16 protein-coding genes and 1 tRNA gene are annotated in these 16572 nt (G+C 66.3%); 6 read left to right on the top strand and 11 right to left on the bottom strand.

Features of this window, described 5'->3' with window-relative positions; translation table 11 throughout:
- Positions 1-19: 19 nt before the first annotated feature.
- On the bottom strand, positions 20-2362 hold the full coding sequence (locus AEB_RS10040) for a PAS domain-containing sensor histidine kinase (protein WP_119083067.1): 2343 nt from the start codon (positions 2360-2362) through the stop codon (positions 20-22).
- Positions 2363-2477: 115 nt separating this feature from the next.
- Positions 2478-3884: an adenosylhomocysteinase gene (ahcY, locus tag AEB_RS10035; protein ID WP_442858035.1), complete on the bottom strand. Its 1407-nt coding sequence runs from the start codon at positions 3882-3884 to the stop codon at positions 2478-2480.
- A gap of 214 nt (positions 3885-4098) precedes the next feature.
- Here ahcY and AEB_RS10030 point away from each other — a divergent pair, with 214 nt between their 5' ends.
- Complete coding sequence (locus AEB_RS10030) at positions 4099-4578, top strand: peroxiredoxin (protein WP_119083066.1); 480 nt, start codon at positions 4099-4101, stop codon at positions 4576-4578.
- A gap of 72 nt (positions 4579-4650) precedes the next feature.
- Here the strand turns inward: AEB_RS10030 and AEB_RS10025 are convergent, their stop codons facing one another.
- The 3 genes from AEB_RS10025 to AEB_RS10015 are packed head-to-tail and all read right to left on the bottom strand — an operon-like array spanning position 4651 to position 8061.
- Positions 4651-5943, bottom strand: coding sequence for a UDP-N-acetylglucosamine 1-carboxyvinyltransferase (locus AEB_RS10025; RefSeq protein ID WP_119083065.1), 1293 nt, complete (start codon positions 5941-5943; stop codon positions 4651-4653).
- Between the two features lie 34 nt (positions 5944-5977).
- Positions 5978-6586 (bottom strand): GTP cyclohydrolase I FolE, encoded by a 609-nt coding sequence (gene folE / locus AEB_RS10020; RefSeq protein ID WP_119083064.1) that lies wholly within the window; start codon positions 6584-6586, stop codon positions 5978-5980.
- Positions 6583-8061: a phospholipase D-like domain-containing protein gene (locus tag AEB_RS10015; protein ID WP_119084576.1), complete on the bottom strand. Its 1479-nt coding sequence runs from the start codon at positions 8059-8061 to the stop codon at positions 6583-6585. The genes folE and AEB_RS10015 overlap by 4 nt, the downstream gene beginning before the upstream one ends.
- Between AEB_RS10015 and AEB_RS18160 the strand changes: the two genes are divergently transcribed.
- Positions 8060-8236 carry a hypothetical protein gene (locus tag AEB_RS18160; RefSeq protein WP_172593054.1) on the top strand — a complete coding sequence of 59 codons (177 nt, stop codon included), beginning with the start codon at positions 8060-8062 and terminating at the stop codon, positions 8234-8236. The two genes, AEB_RS10015 and AEB_RS18160, sit on opposite strands and share 2 nt — an antisense overlap.
- A gap of 10 nt (positions 8237-8246) precedes the next feature.
- Here the strand turns inward: AEB_RS18160 and AEB_RS10010 are convergent.
- Positions 8247-8323: transfer RNA gene (locus AEB_RS10010), tRNA-Arg, on the bottom strand.
- 45 nt (positions 8324-8368) lie between these two features.
- Positions 8369-8794: a (deoxy)nucleoside triphosphate pyrophosphohydrolase gene (locus AEB_RS10005; protein ID WP_231958662.1), complete on the bottom strand. Its 426-nt coding sequence runs from the start codon at positions 8792-8794 to the stop codon at positions 8369-8371.
- Between the two features lie 85 nt (positions 8795-8879).
- Between AEB_RS10005 and AEB_RS10000 the strand changes: the two genes are divergently transcribed.
- Both AEB_RS10000 and AEB_RS09995 read left to right on the top strand, forming a co-directional pair.
- The gene (locus AEB_RS10000; RefSeq protein ID WP_231958661.1) at positions 8880-9044 is read left to right on the top strand and encodes a Flp family type IVb pilin; all 165 of its coding nucleotides are present in this window, start codon (positions 8880-8882) and stop codon (positions 9042-9044) included.
- Between the two features lie 93 nt (positions 9045-9137).
- Positions 9138-9329 (top strand): Flp family type IVb pilin, encoded by a 192-nt coding sequence (locus AEB_RS09995; protein ID WP_119083062.1) that lies wholly within the window; start codon positions 9138-9140, stop codon positions 9327-9329.
- 72 nt (positions 9330-9401) lie between these two features.
- Here the strand turns inward: AEB_RS09995 and AEB_RS09990 are convergent, their stop codons facing one another.
- The 4 genes from AEB_RS09990 to AEB_RS09975 form a co-directional block, all read right to left on the bottom strand.
- Positions 9402-10883 carry a M48 family metalloprotease gene (locus AEB_RS09990; RefSeq protein WP_231958660.1) on the bottom strand — a complete coding sequence of 494 codons (1482 nt, stop codon included), beginning with the start codon at positions 10881-10883 and terminating at the stop codon, positions 9402-9404.
- 85 nt (positions 10884-10968) lie between these two features.
- On the bottom strand, positions 10969-11931 hold the full coding sequence (locus tag AEB_RS09985) for an acetyl-CoA carboxylase carboxyltransferase subunit alpha (protein ID WP_119083060.1): 963 nt from the start codon (positions 11929-11931) through the stop codon (positions 10969-10971).
- Between the two features lie 9 nt (positions 11932-11940).
- The gene (locus AEB_RS09980) at positions 11941-12813 is read right to left on the bottom strand and encodes a tyrosine recombinase (protein WP_119083059.1); all 873 of its coding nucleotides are present in this window, start codon (positions 12811-12813) and stop codon (positions 11941-11943) included.
- 5 nt (positions 12814-12818) lie between these two features.
- Complete coding sequence (locus AEB_RS09975; protein ID WP_119083058.1) at positions 12819-14660, bottom strand: hypothetical protein; 1842 nt, start codon at positions 14658-14660, stop codon at positions 12819-12821.
- A 200-nt stretch (positions 14661-14860) separates the two neighbouring features.
- On the opposite strand from AEB_RS09975, the gene AEB_RS09970 reads away from it, so the two are divergent.
- Together AEB_RS09970 and aroB are read left to right on the top strand one after the other, a co-directional pair.
- Positions 14861-15430 (top strand): shikimate kinase, encoded by a 570-nt coding sequence (locus tag AEB_RS09970; protein WP_172593053.1) that lies wholly within the window; start codon positions 14861-14863, stop codon positions 15428-15430.
- Positions 15421-16530 carry a 3-dehydroquinate synthase gene (aroB, locus tag AEB_RS09965; RefSeq protein ID WP_119083057.1) on the top strand — a complete coding sequence of 370 codons (1110 nt, stop codon included), beginning with the start codon at positions 15421-15423 and terminating at the stop codon, positions 16528-16530. The genes AEB_RS09970 and aroB overlap by 10 nt, the downstream gene beginning before the upstream one ends.
- Positions 16531-16572: the final 42 nt, after the last annotated feature.

Here is a 16572-nt window from a genome sequence, read left to right as displayed (position 1 = left end):
AGATCGGGGCAATCGAAGATCACGGCAGGGAAATCGTGGCCGTGGTGCCGATGCCCCTTTCGGACTGCAGCTCCAGCTTGCCGCCGTGCGCCTCGATCAGTTGCCGCGCGAGCGGCAGGCCCAGCCCGCCGCGGCGCTTGGCCGGCTTGCCATCCGGCCCGATCTGATAGCCGTCCATTGCGCGGGCGAGTTCGGAGGGACTCATCCCTTCGCCATTGTCGGAGACCACCACTTTCACCCCGCGCCGCTGGCGCGCCAGCGTGATGAGGATCCGGCCGCCCTTGGGCGTCGCCGAAATGCCGTTGTCCAGAATATTGCCCAGCGCCTTGGCCAGTTGCCGCTTGTCCGCCATCACCTTGCCTGCGGTGCGATCGCCGCGCAGATCCACCGACAGCCCGCCCGCTTCGATTGCTTCCTCCCGCTCGCGGACCACCTCGGTCACGAACGGCAGAAGCTCCACCTCCTCCGTGGCGATGGGCAGCAGTCCGACTTCGCTCTGCGTCAGGTCCAAGACGCTTTCGATCTGGGTCGAGAGCCGCTCCACCGAGGTGATGATCGCCGCGACATAGTCTTGCGCCGTGGGGGTGAGTTCACCCGCCATCCCCGACTGCAGCATTTCGGCGAAGCCGCCGATCGAAGTGAGCGGCGTGCGGAACTCGTAAGACATATTGGCGAGGAAGCGCGTCTTCACCGCGTCGGCCTCTTCCAGCGCCACCGCCCGTTCGCGCAAGGCATCTTCCGCCTTCTTGCTGTCGGTGACGTCGAGCACGGTCAGGAGGCCGTTCCCGTCAGGCAGCGGCACGCCCGCAAATTCCAGCGTGCGGCCATCGGAAAGCTCCACCCGGCCGCCGCGCTGCCGGCGATCGAGCGTGGCCGCGCGGACCACTTCGCCGATTGCGCTTCGCTGGCCCGGCCGCTTGAGCCGTACCGCGATCCGCTCCAGCAGATCATCCACCCGCGGATGTTCGTCGAGGAACTCCTCCGGCACGCCCCAGATTTCAGGGAAGCGTCGGTTCCACAGCTGCATCCGACCGTCGGGCGCAAAGACGGCCAGCGATTCGAACAGGCTGTCGAAGGTGGCCGTGCGCGTCCGCAGCAGCGTGTCACGCATGGCGGAAAGGGCCAACTGCTCGGACCGGTCCTCGGCCACCAGCACCAGCCCCCCGTCCGGCATGGGCTGCGCGACGATGCGCAGATGCATCCCGTCGTGCAGGGTCCAGGCATCCTCAGTGGCGTCGCCCTTCGCGAACCACGCGCCGAGTTCCTTGCGCCAGGCGGGGAAATCGCGTGTTTCGGGAAGGCGACCGGCATCGCGAGCAATATCGAGGAAGCGGTCGAAGTCCGGCGGATCGAGCAGCGTGGTACCCGGCAAGGCGAACAGGCGGCGGAAGGGCTGGTTGGCGAAGGCCAGCCGTCGGTCTGTGTCGAACTGCGCCACGCCGATCGAAAGGAGATCGAGCATGGAGCGCTGCGCCTCGCGGAAGGCGCGGAAGGCGCGGGACTGCTCCTCCATCTCCTCGATATCGAAGGCGTATCCGGCGACGCCCTCCTTGCCGAGCGGGAGATCGCTGACGCGCAGTGTCCGGCGCTGGTTGCCCACGGTCGCCTGCACGATCCGCTCCACCGGCAGATCCTTGTCGCGCGCATGGCTGGCCACCTGCGCGGCGGAGAGGCCGTCCACCACTTCGATCAGCTCGATCTGATGTTCCACCACCGCGTCGGCGCTTTCCGCGCCCACCGCGTCCACATAGGCGCTGTTGACCAGGCGCAGCTGACTGTCATCGCCCCGGAACCACATCGGCAAGGGCGCGGCTTCGATCAGCCCCACCAGCGCGGCGAAATCGTCCCGCGCGCGCCGCGCATCGGCCCGCAGGCGGGAAAGCTCGCCCTGGCTCTCGGAAAAGTCGAACCACCACAGCAGCGCCGCCCCGCCCGCCGCCACGGCAGGATCGGCCAGATAGCCACGCACGGCGAGGCTTTTGTTCGAACCTTGCGGGGTCACCACCATGCGGAAGGGCGATGCCGTTTTCTGCGCGCGGCGCACCGCCTCACGCAGATAGGCGAGGTCCTCTGCCTCGAGCCCGGCCGAGCCGTCGGTCAGCTCGCTGAGGAAATCGGGCAATTGTTCAAGCCCCAGCCACGCAGCAAGGCGATCCGGCCCCTCGATCCGGCCGTCCGCACGCACCAGCATGGGAACCGCCGGCGAATTTTCGATCATGTGGGTGAGGCGGCGCGCCGTGCCGCGGGCGGCGCGCGCCTGTCGCGCACGCTTCTGCGCCGCAAGCACAAGCCACACGGCCCCGGAAGTCCAGCCCGCGAGCAGCAAGCCGAGCAAAACCAGCGCAGTGGGCGAGAACTCCATGCCTGTCAGCTATGACCGGCGCGGAGCGGATGCAATGGCCGGCGGCACGCTCCACACAGCCATGCGCAGGAAAGGCGAGCTCCCGCCGGGGCGGGAGCTCGCAACAGCCATGCAATCAGTAGCGATAGTGATCGGGCTTGAACGGCCCTTCCACCGGCACGCCGATGTAATCCGCCTGCTTCTGGGTCAGCTTCGTCAGCTGCACGCCCAACTTGTCGAGATGCAGCGCCGCCACCTTCTCGTCGAGGTGCTTGGGCAGGACATAGACGTCCTTGTCGTACTCATCGCCCTTGGTGAACAGCTCGATCTGCGCCAGCACCTGATTGGTGAAGGAACAGCTCATCACGAAGCTGGGGTGCCCGGTGGCGCAGCCCAGGTTCACCAGCCGGCCCTTGGCCAGCACGATGATCTGCTTGCCATCGGGGAAGGTCACCAGATCGGTGCCCGCCTTCACTTCCTTCCATTCGTAGTTCGACAGGGCGCCGATCTGGATTTCCGAATCGAAGTGGCCGATGTTGCACACGATGCTCATCGGCTTCATCGCCTTCATGTGCTCGGCCGTGATCACGTCTTCATTGCCGGTGGTGGTGACGAAGATGTCGCACCGCTTCACCGCCTCTTCCATGGTGACGACTTCATAGCCTTCCATCGCCGCCTGCAGGGCGCAGATCGGATCGATTTCCGTCACCATCACGCGTGCGCCGCCATTGCGCAGGCTGTCGGCCGAACCCTTGCCGACATCGCCGAAGCCGGCGACGCAGGCCACTTTGCCGGCCAGCATCACGTCCGTCGCGCGGCGGATCGCATCGACCAGCGATTCCTTGCAGCCGTAGAGGTTGTCGAACTTCGACTTGGTGACGCTGTCGTTCACATTGATCGCCGGGAACGGCAGCTTGCCCTGCTTGGCGAGGTGATAGAGGCGGTGGACGCCGGTGGTCGTCTCTTCCGAAACGCCCTGGATGTTCTTCACCGACTGGGTGAGATAGCCGGGCTTGCGCTTGATGAATTCCTTGAGCGCGCGCTGGAATTCGATCTCCTCGGCATTGCCGGGTTCGGGCAGGCTTTCGCCGGCTTCCACCCGCGCGCCCCACAGGGCGAACATGGTGGCATCGCCGCCATCGTCCAGGATCATGTTGGCGGTGGTGTCATCGCCCCAGTCGAAGATACGGCCGACATAATCCCAGTAATCGGCCAGGCTCTCGCCCTTGATGGCGAACACCGGAATGCCCTGATCCGCAATCGCCGCCGCGGCGTGATCCTGGGTGGAGAAGATGTTGCAGGTCGCCCAGCGGACCTCGGCGCCCAGCGCCACGAGGGTTTCGATCAGCACCGCGGTCTGGATCGTCATATGCAGCGAGCCGGTGATGCGCGCGCCCTTCAGGGGCTTGCTCGCGCCATATTCCTCACGCGTGGCCATCAGGCCGGGCATTTCGGTTTCGGCGATGGCGATCTCGTCCCGGCCGTATTCGGCCAGCGAGATGTCCTTCACGATGTAATCCTGTTCGGCAGCCAGAGTCGCCACTTACACTTCTCCTGAGATTTGGGGTGAAAGCGCAGCCGGGGCTCCACGCGGCGCTGTTGCAAGGGGCATATACGCTCTCCCACCACGAGGTAAACCCCGCCGGCGCCATGCAGGGCACGCAGCGGGCGCTTCGCCGCATCGCCCGGTTGCGCCCTGCCCGGCAGTCTCTATCTACGCGGCTGGACGGAACCAAACAGGAAGGGATATTTCGCTCATGACGATTTCCAAGGGAGACAAGCTGCCCAACGTGACGCTGGTCAAGGCGACAGCCGAAGGCCCGCAGAAGGTGCAGAGCGGCGAGTATTTCGCCGGCAAGAAGGTGGCTCTCTTCTCCGTCCCCGGCGCCTTTACCCCCACCTGCTCGGCCAAGCATCTGCCGGGCTTCGTCGACAAGGCAGGCGAACTGAAGGCGAAGGGTGTGGACGAGATCGTCTGCACCGCGGTGAACGATGCTTTCGTGATGGGCGCCTGGAACAAGGCTTCCGGCAGCGACGACGTGACCATGTTGGCGGACGGCAATGGCGACTTCGCCGAAGCACTGGGCCTGGTGATGGACGGCACCGGCTTCGGCATGGGCAAGCGCGGCCAGCGCTTCTCGCTGATCGTGGACGATGGCACGGTGACCGAAGTCAACGTGGAACAGCCCGGCGATTTCAAGGTGAGCAGCGCGGAGCACATGCTCGGCCAGCTCTGAGATCCTTCGCAGACCAAATGAAAAGGGGCGCCCGCAACGGCGCCCCTTTTTCGTATCAGGGTGCAGGAGGTCTCAGGCTTCCCACTGCACGTCGGCGCCGAGCGCGACGAAATTGTCCACGAAGCCGGGATGCGCGCGGCGGATCGGATCGGCATCGAGGATGCGCGATTCGCCCTCCACCGAGCTTGCCACCATCAGCAGAGCGATCGCTACGCGAATGATATAGGGCGAGGTGACTGTGGCCGGCGCGAGGTGGTTGCCGCCGAAGGTAATCAGCCGGTGCGGATCGCACAGCAGCGTATGCGCCCCGAACAGCGATAGTTCGGTGTGCCAGGTGAGACCGCCTTCATAGACCTTGTTCCAGAACATGGTCTGTCCTTCGGCCTTCACGCCCAGCGCGATGAAGATCGGCAGCAGGTCCGCCGGGATATAGGGCCATGGCGCGGCTTCCACCTTGGTGATCAGGTGCGAGGTGAAGTTCTCCTCCACCTTCAGCCGCTCCGGCGCGATCAGGCGCGACCAGCCATTCTCATGCTTCACCTCGGCACCGAACTTTTCGAAAGTGCGGTCTATCAGCATGAAATGTTCGGGATGTGCGTTGCGCACCGCGATGTCGCCGCCCGTCACCGCCGCCAGCGCGAGGAAGGTGGCGATCTCGTGGAAATCCTCGATGAAGGTGTAATCGGCGCCGCCCAGTTCCTTACCGCCTTCCACCGAAACCATGGAGGTGCCTTTGCCGATGATCGGCGCGCCGAGCAGCTCCAGGAAGCTGCACATTTCCTGCACATGCGGTTCGCAGGCGGCATTCACGATCTGCGAGGTGCCCTTCACCGTCAGCGCGCTGAGGATGAAGTTCTCGGTCGTGGTGACGGAGGCATATTCGAGCCACATGCGCGTGGCCTGGCCCTTCCCCGTGCTGCGGAACACGATCTCAGGGCCTTCCTGCGCCACCTGGGCACCGAGTGCGCGGAACACGGCGACATGCGGATCGATCTCGCGCGCGCCCAGCGTGCAGCCCTTCACCTCATGCTCCAGCCGCGCTTCGCCGAGACGGGCGAGGAGGCCGGGAATCATCATGATGGAGGCGCGCATCGCCTGCGGCAGGCGGGCCTTGGCCGTCTTACGCACGGTGGAATGATCGATGTCGAGGCGCTTGGCCGCCTTGTCCCAAGTGACGGTGGAGCCAAGCTCTCCGAAGAACTCCACGATCCGCAGCACATCGGTAATTTCGGGCACGTTGCGCAGCGTCACCGGCGCATCCGTCAGCAGCGTCGCGCAGAGAACCGGCAGCACCGCGTTCTTGTTGGCCGAAGGTTCAATCCTGCCCGACAGCCGGGGGCCGCCGCGCACGAGCAGCGCAGTCATTCCATCATTCTCCGAAAAGGGTGGGCTAGGCCCATCAATAGCCCATCAGCTGCAGGACTTCCTGCCGGCTCTTGTGATCGCTGCGGAAGGTGCCCATCACCTGGCTAGTGACCATGTTGACGCCCGGCGTGCGCACGCCGCGCGCGGTCATGCAGGCATGGCTCGCCTCGATCACCACGGCCACGCCGCGGGGTTCCAGATTGTCCCAGATGCACTGGGCGACTTCCGCCGTCAGCCGTTCCTGGATCTGCAGCCGCCGGGCGAAACCGTGCAGCACGCGGGCGAGCTTGGAAATGCCCACCACCCGGTTCGTGGGGAGATAGGCGATCGCCGCCTTGCCGATGATCGGCGCCATGTGATGCTCGCAATGGCTCTGGAAGGGAATGTCCTTCAGCAGCACGATCTCGTCATAGCCGCCCACTTCCTCGAACACGCGGCTGAGGTGGGATGCAGGATCCTCCTCATAGCCGACGCAATATTCCTTCCACGCGCGCGCAACGCGCGCGGGCGTATCGATCAGCCCTTCGCGGGCGGGATCGTCCCCCGCCCAGCGAATGAGGGTGCGGATCGCATCCTGCACATCGTCCGGCACCGGCATCTTGCCGCGGCCATCATCTTCATCGGGTCCAACCAGGCTACTCATCTCTTCCGACGCCTTCTGTCCAAAGCATCCAGCTTGCGCTTGGCGCGCCCCAATAGGCTGCCGGGACGGAAAAGGCCACGTCCTCGCTTCGCCGGGTGGAACATCATCGAAGGGTCTTCGGGATCGAGCAGTTCGTTGTCCACGATCTGGCGCTCGATCTCGTCCAGTTTACGCGGCACGAAGGGCTCCAGCCGAAGCCGCCGGCCTCCGCCCAGCCGGGCGATCATCTCCGCCATGGAGCCGCCTGCCTCCTCCAGCAGGGGGCCGACCTCATCTTCCGACAACCCGCAATGTTCCGCCAGCAGGGAATACCGTAGGGCACGAATATTCTCCTGCACGCCTTCATTGGCAGGCCGGGCGCAATCGATGAACACGTCGCATTCGCTGTCCAGCCGCATCGAGCGATTGTTGAAATTGGCCGAGCCCACGCGGAGGATTTCGTCATCCACGATCAGGAGCTTCGCGTGCACATAGATCGTCTCGTTGCCCGAGCGCGCGATGTAGATGTGGAACCGACCGTGGCTATCGAGTTCCTGCAGCACCCGCACCAGCCCATCCCGCGCCGGGTCCATCGCATGGGCTTCCGCCCAGCCATTGGCACTCAGCGGATGCACTACGACGATCTCCGGCGGATCCTCTTCCTGCAGCCGCGCGGCCAAGGCCTCCGAGATCATGCGGGAGGCGAAATACTGGTTCTCGATATACAGGAACCGCTTGGCCCGGGCGATGTGCTGGAGGAACAGTTCCTCAATCTCATGCACCCCCGGCGAGCCATTATATTCCGCCCGGGTGCGAGCAATGCCCACTTCCACGTTCTCGAATTGCGGAACCAGCGCTTCAGGCCACACATCGTGCTCGGCCGGACGCGCAGGTTCAAGCGGCTTCCCTCCGGCCCTGCGCCAGCGATCGCGGCCGAGGACACCCAGTTCACACGCCACCGGCCCTTCCATCATCATGGTCAGGTCGTGCCACGGCCCGTGGAGCTTGCCATCCGGCCCGGAACGGCGCGGGTCTGCGGGTTCGTGCAGCCGCGTGTCCCACCGTGCATGGGTCATGTCGATGCCGCCGCACACCGCCAGCGCATCGTCGATCACCGCGATCTTCTGGTGATGGCTGCAGCCTATCGGATGGACACTGTCGAGCTTGAAATCGATCCGGCGATTGATGCCCCAGCGGATAAGGTCGAACACCATGGCGCCGCGCGTAAGGAAGATCAGGAAGCCGAATCCCCAGGTGAGGATGCGGATGTCCAGATCCTTGCGATGACGCTTGAGCCAGACCATGAAGCTGCCGAGGCGCGAGGGATACTGGCGCGCCCGGCCCTTCTGCCACCAGCGACGGCCGCGGATCAGGTGGATGCGCGTATCGAAATCCCAGCTGATCAGCAGGATTCGCTGGCGCGCACGCAACATCGCATCCTGCATCAGCGCGAAATAATCTTCCGCGTCGACGATCACGCTGACCCGGCGTGCCATGGCATACCGCCAGACACCGGGTTCGGCCGAGCTATCATCGAACTCCTCGGCCGGTTCCACCTGTTTCGACAATTGCTTCTCCGGCCTGCTCGCCGCCTACCTAGGGTATTCGGCAAAGGGATTGAAGGGCCTGAAACCGCAAAAGGGCGCCATCATCGAGCGCGAAAAGCAGTGATGTAGGAAAATGGCGCGCCCGAAAGGATTCGAACCTCTGACCCCCAGATTCGTAGTCTGGTGCTCTATCCAGCTGAGCTACGGGCGCGCTTGGAGGGCGCCACATAGGCAGGTGTTTCCGGCTTGGCAACAGTCATTCGCGAAGTTTCGCCAACAAAGCGCGGTCCATGGGGGCAAGGTCCAGTTCGGCCGCCTCGGTGAGCGTGAACCAGCCCCAGTTCTGGCCCTCGCGGCCCGTGGGCTCACCGGCGAAAGCGCGGCAGGTGTAAAGAAACAATACGATCGCCGAAACGCCGTTCGCGCCGCTCTCCTCGGCGAAGCCCGCCGGTTCCATCGCGGCAATATCCAGCGCCACGCCCAGTTCCTCCTCGATCTCGCGCGCCAGCGCGGGCCGCGGGCTTTCGCCGGGTTCGACCTTGCCGCCGGGGAACTCCCACTGCCCGCCGTGTCGCTTGTGCAGCGGGCGCTGCTGCAGCAGCAGGCGGCCTTCCCCGTCGCGGATCGCGGCGGCAACCACGAGCATCACCGTCGGATTCCCTGCCATTTCCGCCGCACTCATCAACGCTTCCTTAGTGATGTGATGGGAAAAGCCGCGCTACCGGACCGTTAATCGGGGGACACTTGCGGTGCGAGCAGCCCAGTTCTTGAAGACCATCCTGCGCAACGAAAGCGGCGCAACGGCCATCGAATATGGGCTGATCGTGGCGCTGATCGTGATCGCGATGATGGCGGCGCTGCAGGGCGTGGCCGATGGCACGATCGAAATCTGGACCACGATCCGCGAGCAAGTACACGCGGTGATGGGTTAGGCATTTATCAACACATCGCCCCTAATAGTACAGTCACTTGATCCGCGAAACGGGGGTTCAAGTCGGGTACCGAAGAGAGACTAGGAGACCACCATGAAGTTTTTCAACAAGCTGCTCCGTGACGAGCAGGGCGCCACCGCCATCGAATACGGCCTGATCGCCGCCCTGATCGCCGTTGCCGCGATCACCGCCATGCAGAGCCTCGGCGGCGAGCTGAGCGAGACGTTCACCACGGTGGGCGACAAGCTGGCCACGACCAACACTCCGGCCCCGGCCGCGACGTAAGATCGAGCTTCGGTTCAAGAAGAGGGCGGCGAGGCAACTCGCCGCCCTTTTTCTTTGCACGCATTCCGCGGCTCAGTTGCTGCGGATGACGATCTTGTACTTGCGCCCCGGCACCACCTGATCGGAGGATGAAAGCCCGTTGAGCACGCGGAAGCGCGCTTCCTGCGCGTCGGTGTACGCCATTTTCGCGGCCAGGCTGCGCACGCTGTCGCCCCGCCCCGCCGTCACCACATCGATCCGCCGCGGCACCACCTGCCCCGCCTCGGCGGTGGAAATCCGCCGCATGGACTGGAACATCGGGTTGAACATGCCGATCTGACCCGCCGGGGCGATGGCGGTAAAGTGAAAGGCCTGCGTGTTCGAAAATTCGTAGGCGAACACCGCCACATCCACCTGGTTGCCACTGCTGGTCACGCGTGCCGTGCCATAGACAGCCGGCAGGCCGTTGATCGTCGTGCGCTTCATCTCCTGCGGCGCGAGCGTGCTGTTCTGCCCGCCAAGCGCCTGGAACTGCTGCCGGACATAGGTTTCCAGATTGCCTGAATAGCTGCCGCCCGACATCTGCGCCTGCCCGCCGCTGCCACTGATGGACACGGCATCCGAGCCGTTGACCATGTAGAAGCCATCGGGTGCGGTGAAGCTCAGCCGCAGCACGGGGTGGATGAAGCTGCGGCCTTCGATCACGCCCTGCTTGGGACTGTCACCATAGACCAGGCCGTCGATCCGGGTCAGGAACACATCGGCATTGGTAGCCCCGGTGCGATTGCCCGCAAGCTGGAGCGCGTTCTGCACGCGGCTGGCCGGGTCGGGGTGGGTGGAGGCCCACTGCGGAACGGTGGCGTCCCCCTGCCCCTGCAGCTGCGCATCCAGCGAGTTCTGCGCGGCCAGGCTCGCCAGCACGGTCGCCATCGCGTGGGGATCGTAGCCGGCGCTTTCGAGATATTGCACGCCGAGGTCGTCCGCCTCGAGCTCTTGAGAACGGGAATAGCTGAGGGTCGCCAGCTGCGGCGCGGTGGAGGCCACCCGCTGCCCGAGATCACCCAGCGCCGAATCCCCCAGCAAAACGCCGGACAGCACTGAGCCCAACACACCGAGCAGCTGGTTGCGCTGCGCCGCTTGCTGCCGACGGGCTGAGTGGCGGGCGGAGACATGGCCGACCTCGTGCCCGAGAACGCCGGCGAGTTCCGCCTCATTGTTCATCAGCGTGACGAGCTGGCGCGTTACATAGACATAGCCGCCCGGCACGGCGAAGGCGTTGTTCACCGAACTATCCAGCAGCGTCACGTCGAAGGCGCCGGGCGTGGTGGCGAGGCCGGATTGCACTGCGATCTTCTGGCCGACGCTGGCAACATAATCCGCCTGCGGCCCACTGACTTCGCCCCCGAATTCGCGGACGAATTGCTCGTGATACTGCGCGCCCTGCTGCGCTTCCGCGGGGGTAATGGGCGTCCCGGGGGCAATGCCGGCGCCCGGAACGGTGGCGCAGGCGCCCAGCGCACCGGCGGCGCAGCCGGCGAAGAGGGCCCGGCTCAGGAAAGGGCGGATAGCTGTCATGTCTTGTTCCCCCATGGCAAGGGATGGCGGCACGCCATCCGTCTTTTGCCCCGCAAAACCAGCAGCCCCCGTCGCAGGTTCCCGTTCAGCCCCGGCGCGTGCGAGGTGACGCGCCGATCTTGAGGAAGCGATCCTCGCGCATGCGGCGCAATTGCTTGGCGCTTTTCCCGCCGAGCATGTCCAGCTCTTCTTCCAGCGCACCGGCGAGAGCCCCCGCCGCCTGCGCCGGATCGCGATGCGCTCCGCCGACCGGCTCGGGCACGATGCGGTCGATCACGCCGAGCCCGATGAGATCCTGCGCGGTCATCTTCATCGCCTCCGCCGCCTGCGGGGCCTTTTCCGCCGTGCGCCACAGGATCGAGGCGCAACCTTCAGGGGAGATCACCGAATAGACGGCGTGTTCGAACATCAGCACCCGTTCCGCGCTCGCCAGCGCCACCGCGCCGCCCGAACCGCCCTCGCCCACGATTGCCGCCACCATCGGCACCGGCAGCGCCAGGCAAGCCTCGGTGGAACGGGCGATGGCTTCCGCCTGCCCCCGCTCTTCCGCCTCGATGCCGGGGAAGGCGCCCGATGTGTCCACCAGCGTCACCACCGGCAGGCCGAAGCGGCCGGCCAGTTCCATCAGGCGGATCGCCTTGCGATAGCCTTCGGGCTTGCCCATGCCGAAATTGTGACGGAGCCGGCTCTGCGTGTCGTTGCCCTTCTCATGCCCGATCAGCATAACCTTGCGATCGTTCAGCGTGGCAAAGCCGCCCATGATCGCTTCATCCTCACCGAAATGGCGGTCCCCACCCAGCGGCATGAAGTCGGTGAACATGTGGTCCACGTAGTCGCGGAAATGCGGGCGCTGCGGATGGCGGGCGACCTGCGTCTTCTGCCACGGCGTGAGCGAGGCATAGGCCTGCGCGAGCAGATCGTCGCTCTTCTTCTCCAGCTTCTGCAGCTCGGAAGAAATGTCGACATCGTCGCCGCCGGCAGCGCGGAGTTCGGCAATCCGCTCCTGCAGGGCGGCAACGGGTTTTTCGAATTCGAGATAGGAAATCATGTTCGTGCGCTAACCGCCCCGTGCGCCGCCCGCAAGAGGATGCCGTTCGTTCACCAGCGCGACCAGACGCGCCGAATCCACATGGGTGTAGATCTGCGTCGTGGCGATATCCGCGTGGCCGAGCAGCGTCTGCAGCACGCGCAGGTCCGCGCCGCCTTCCAGCAGATGCGTCGCGAAGGCGTGGCGCAGGACATGCGGGCTGAGCTTCGCCGGATCGAGCCCGGCGCGCAGCGCGAGTTCCTTGAGCAGCTGGAACAGCCGCACCCGCGTGAGGTGCTTCCCGCGAGATGGAAAGAGATAGGGGCCATCGGCCGGCCGTACCGCCAGCCAGCGGGACAGCGCCTGCCGCGCGCGGGTGGAGACGGGCACCAGCCGCTGCTGCCCACCCTTCCCCGACACCGTGATGAAGGGCGCGTCGCGCGGCACGGAGGAAAGCGGCAAGGCCACGAGCTCGGTCGCCCGCAGGCCGGAGCCATAGAGCATCTCCAGCAATGCCAGCAGGCGCAAGGCGGGCGGGCGGGCGCTCTCTGCCTCCTCCTCGGCCTGCCGGAACAGCAACTCGACCTGTTCGTGCGAGAGGATCTTCGGCAGCGGCCGGCGCGCGACCGGGCGTGGCAGGGCGGCGGAGGGATCATCCTCCCGCAGCTTCTCGTCCACCAGAAAGCCGTAGAACTGGCGCAGGGCGGAGGCCTTGCGGGCGACCGTGGACGGCGCGAGATCGGCCCAGGCCTGCCCCAGCCGCGCCAGCGCTGCACGATCGGCATGCAGCAGATCGCCCAGCACCTCCTCCGCGCCTTCGAGATCGCGCCGATAAGCCGCCAGCGTATTGGCTGCCGCGCCCCGCTCCGCCGCGAGCATGGCGAGGAAGCTTTCGATCGCCATGCGGGCTAGGCCCGCGCGACCGCCTCGGCCGCGATCATGCGGGCTTCGGCGTCCAGCCCCACCTGCTCCAGCGCGCGCACGATATGGAACAGGTTGCGCGCGGTCATCTTGTCCCAGCTGCTGCCCTGCATGCCAACCGCGGCCAGCAGGGCCACCAGCGCCGGATTGTCCAGCTCGGCCGCGCGATCAATCTTGCGCGCCCATGCGCCCGGACGATCGAGATCCACCTTGAAGCGATCGGAGAGGCTCGAAACATCGCCCGGATCGAGCCGCCCCAGCCCCGCCAGCCCCGCCAGCAGGAAGCGGGACTTGCGCTGGCCGGCGCTTTCATCCGCCTCGGCGAAGCTGTCGAAGGCGCTGCGGCTCACGCCGGTGGAGCGCTGCGGCTGCGCCAGCGCCAGCAGGCCCCAGGCGGGGCTGCCTTCATCCACCACTTCGCTCCACAACATGGCGTTGCGATCCAGCCCGGCCGTCAGCATCGAGCCGATCAGACGCGGCGCGTCGGCGGCCAGCGCATCACTGACCGGTAGGCGGGCGGCGGCATAGGCCGTCAGCACTTCGCTGCCATAGCCGCCTTCATCCCACAGCCGCCGCATGGCAGCGACACGGTCTGCCGGATCGGCGGCAACATAGGCGTCGCGCAGCGCGGTGGCGCGCGCATTGTCCTCTCCATCCGCCTCCGCCACGCTCCACAGCTGGCTGTAGAGATCGACCATGGCCGCCGCGGACAGCACCCCCCGCCCGGCGGCCAGCCCGGCTGCCTCCGCGCGGGCGGGCAGCGGCACGGCAGGAATCAGCGCATCGGAAATGGTGTAGAGCGGGCCGGCATCGTCCAGCAGGCTGTCGGGCACTTCCACGCCCAGCGCGCGGGCGAGGCCGAAGCGGAACGGCGTCAGTTCCTCCACATCGTCCCATTCGATATTCACCGCGCGCCGCCCTTCCGCCGCAGCGCCGGCAAAGCGCTGGGCCAGCAGCACGTCGATACGCGGCGCGGTGCCCCGGCCGAGCGCCCGGTTCAGCTCCCGGTCCGCGCTCCGTGCGTCACCGCCATAGGCAGTGCAGATCGAGCGGGTGAGCTCCCACTGCGGATCTTCCAGCAGCCCGCTCTGCAGCCGGGCGACCGGGCACATGCCGAGCACGTCACCGGTGGCAAGGTAGGCAGCAAAAGCCGCCGAGGCGAGCGCGGGATTGTAGTTGTCGGAATCCACATCCTGCACCAGCGCGCGCGCCACCACGGGCTCTCCCATCCGGTTGAGCAGCGCGGCGCGCAACGCGGCGAATTCCACCGGGTCCATGCCGGAGGGAGCATTCAGGCGGCTGGCGAGCGCCCGGCGCAGCAGGATATGACCCCAGCGGGAAACCAGCGGCGCGCGGGTGCCCGCCAGCGCGGCACGAACCAGTGCCGCTGGCTGCCCGGCCAGCGATCCGGAAGGAAAGCCGCCTTCGGAAGAGGCGATGACGCCGACCCGGCGCAAGGCCCGGCGCGCGCCCGGAGGGACGTCGTACTTCGGCTTGAGGCCAAGCACCTCGTCGATCTCGTCCGGCTCCATCCTCTCGAGCTCGGCCAGCGAGGGGAAATTTTCCGGCAGGGCGACCGGTGTTTCCTCGCCCGGAATGACGCCAGGCAAAGGCTGGATCACGGGGCCGGCGGTCGGCAGTGGGGCCGGTCCGGGTGTCGGGCTCGCCCCCGGGGCAGGCGTGGCGGCACTGCGGCTGGGGCGCGGAGTGGGCGCAGGTGCGGGGGCCGGATTGCCGAACCCCGGCGGCAGCAGCGATTCGGGAGCAGCCAGCGCAAGGGTGGAGCTCAGCCCCAGCGCGATCCCGCCCAGCAGCACGGCGCGCCTCACTGCGCGCCCTCCGGCAGTTCCACCGGTTGCTCGATCATCCGCTGCGGTTCCCGTCCGCCGTCGTACCAGGCGAACAGCAGGAACAGCAGCAGCACGACGCAAAGACCCATCAATATTCTTTCCCGGCGCATCGCCACCAGCCGCAAGCCCTTTCCCGCAAACTTGCACGGGCGGTTAGCCTATCTATAGGCACTGCGGCAATGATGATCGAAACCCGCATGCCCACCGATGGCGAGATCCGCGCCCTTGCCGCCCGTATCGACCGGCCGATCGTGCTGGTCGGCATGATGGGCGTGGGAAAGTCCACCATCGGGCGCAAGCTGGCGCAATTGCTCGGCCTCTCCTTCACCGACGCGGATGACGAAATCGAAAAGGCCGCGCAGATGGCGATCGCGGAAATCTTCGAGCAGTTCGGCGAGGCATATTTCCGCGACGGCGAGCGGCGCGTGATCGCGCGGCTGATGGACGGCGGGCCGAGCGTGATCGCCACGGGCGGCGGCGCCTTCGTGCAGGCCGACACGCGCGAGCTCATCCTGCAGCGCGGGCTCGCCATCTGGCTGGACAGCGACGTGGATACGCTGGTGGAGCGGGTCGGCCGCAAGGACAGCCGGCCGCTGCTGCGCGGCGGCGACCCGCGCGAGATCATGGCGCGGCTGAAGGCGGAGCGGGAGCCTGCCTATTCCGCCGCGCCCATCAAGGTGATGAGCGATGCCGGCCCCCATGGGGAGACGGTGAACCGCATTCTGAAGGCACTGATCGAATGGCACTGATTCCCGTTGAACTCGCCGGCCGCTCCTACGAAGTGCGCGTCGGCACCGGCCTGCTGGCTGATGCGGCGGCGCAATGCGGCAAGCTGCTGCGCAAGCGCCGCGTGCCGGTGATCACCGATGCCAATGTGGCAAGTCACTGGAAAGACACGCTGGCCGCCTCGCTCGAGGCTGCCGGGCACGAACCCCGCTTCCTGGTGCTGGCCCCCGGAGAAGGGGCCAAGAGCTGGCAGGTGCTCGAGCTGGTGATGGACTGGCTGCTGGCGGAGGAGGTGGAGCGCGGCGATCACATCCTGGCGCTGGGCGGCGGAGTGATCGGCGATCTCACCGGCTTCGCGGCGGCGATCCTCAAGCGCGGCTGCGGTTTCATCCAGCTGCCCACCACTCTGCTGGCGCAGGTGGACAGCAGCGTTGGGGGCAAGACGGCGATCAACACCGGGGCGGGGAAGAACCTCGTCGGCGCCTTCCATCAGCCGGCGCTCGTCCTCGCCGATCTCGCCGCGCTCGACACCCTTCCCCGGCGCGAGATGGCGGCGGGTTATGCCGAGGTCATCAAATACGGAATCCTCGGCGATCGCGCCTTTTTCGAATGGTGCGAGGCGGAAGGGCCGCAGGTGATCGCGGGGGACAAGGCGGCGCAGGAATATGCCGTGACCGAGAGCGTGAAGGCCAAGGCGCGGATCGTGGCAGAGGATGAGCGGGAGACGACCGGGGCGCGGGCGCTGCTTAACCTTGGCCACACTTTCGGCCACGCACTGGAAGCGCAGACCGGCTTTTCCGACCGGCTGCTGCATGGCGAGGCGGTGGCGCTGGGCATGGTGCTGGCCGCGCGCTACTCCGCGCGGCGGGGCTATATCGACGATTTACAAGCCGCCCGCATCGCCAGTGCAATTGGTTCTTCATGCCTGCCGGTCGAAATCGCAGGGCTGGGCCTCAATTGCGACGGGGCGACTCTGGCCGGCCACATGCTGCATGACAAGAAGATGGACGCGGGCACCCTGCCCTTCGTCCTGCTGCGCGACATTGGCGAGGCCTTCCTTGATCGCGCGGTGTCGCTGGAGGATGTGGCGGCCTTCCTCGACGAGCAATTGCAGGCGCGTTGAGCTTGCCGCTCGTGCCGGCTAGGAGGTTGCAATTGAAACCAG

Source organism: Altererythrobacter sp. B11 (genome assembly GCF_003569745.1).
In the GTDB taxonomy this organism is placed as follows: domain Bacteria; phylum Pseudomonadota; class Alphaproteobacteria; order Sphingomonadales; family Sphingomonadaceae; genus Croceibacterium_C.
This window is presented reverse-complemented; position numbering and strand designations above follow the sequence as displayed.

Bases quoted from the DNA above. Each gene is read 5' to 3' on its own strand.
- AEB_RS10040 (WP_119083067.1), bottom strand. From the start codon at position 2,362: ATGGAGTTCTCGCCCACTGCGCTGGTTTTGCTCGGCTTGCTGCTCGCG.
- AEB_RS10025 (WP_119083065.1), bottom strand. From the start codon at position 5,943: ATGACTGCGCTGCTCGTGCGCGGCGGCCCCCGGCTGTCGGGCAGGATT.
- AEB_RS10005 (WP_231958662.1), bottom strand. From the start codon at position 8,794: ATGAGTGCGGCGGAAATGGCAGGGAATCCGACGGTGATGCTCGTGGTT.
- AEB_RS09990 (WP_231958660.1), bottom strand. From the start codon at position 10,883: ATGACAGCTATCCGCCCTTTCCTGAGCCGGGCCCTCTTCGCCGGCTGC.
- folE (WP_119083064.1), bottom strand. From the start codon at position 6,586: ATGAGTAGCCTGGTTGGACCCGATGAAGATGATGGCCGCGGCAAGATG.
- AEB_RS09980 (WP_119083059.1), bottom strand. From the start codon at position 12,813: ATGGCGATCGAAAGCTTCCTCGCCATGCTCGCGGCGGAGCGGGGCGCG.
- AEB_RS10015 (WP_119084576.1), bottom strand. From the start codon at position 8,061: ATGGCACGCCGGGTCAGCGTGATCGTCGACGCGGAAGATTATTTCGCG.
- AEB_RS09985 (WP_119083060.1), bottom strand. From the start codon at position 11,931: ATGATTTCCTATCTCGAATTCGAAAAACCCGTTGCCGCCCTGCAGGAG.
- AEB_RS18160 (WP_172593054.1), top strand. From the start codon at position 8,060: ATGGCATACCGCCAGACACCGGGTTCGGCCGAGCTATCATCGAACTCC.
- aroB (WP_119083057.1), top strand. From the start codon at position 15,421: ATGGCACTGATTCCCGTTGAACTCGCCGGCCGCTCCTACGAAGTGCGC.
- AEB_RS09995 (WP_119083062.1), top strand. From the start codon at position 9,138: ATGAAGTTTTTCAACAAGCTGCTCCGTGACGAGCAGGGCGCCACCGCC.
- AEB_RS10030 (WP_119083066.1), top strand. From the start codon at position 4,099: ATGACGATTTCCAAGGGAGACAAGCTGCCCAACGTGACGCTGGTCAAG.
- AEB_RS09970 (WP_172593053.1), top strand. From the start codon at position 14,861: ATGATGATCGAAACCCGCATGCCCACCGATGGCGAGATCCGCGCCCTT.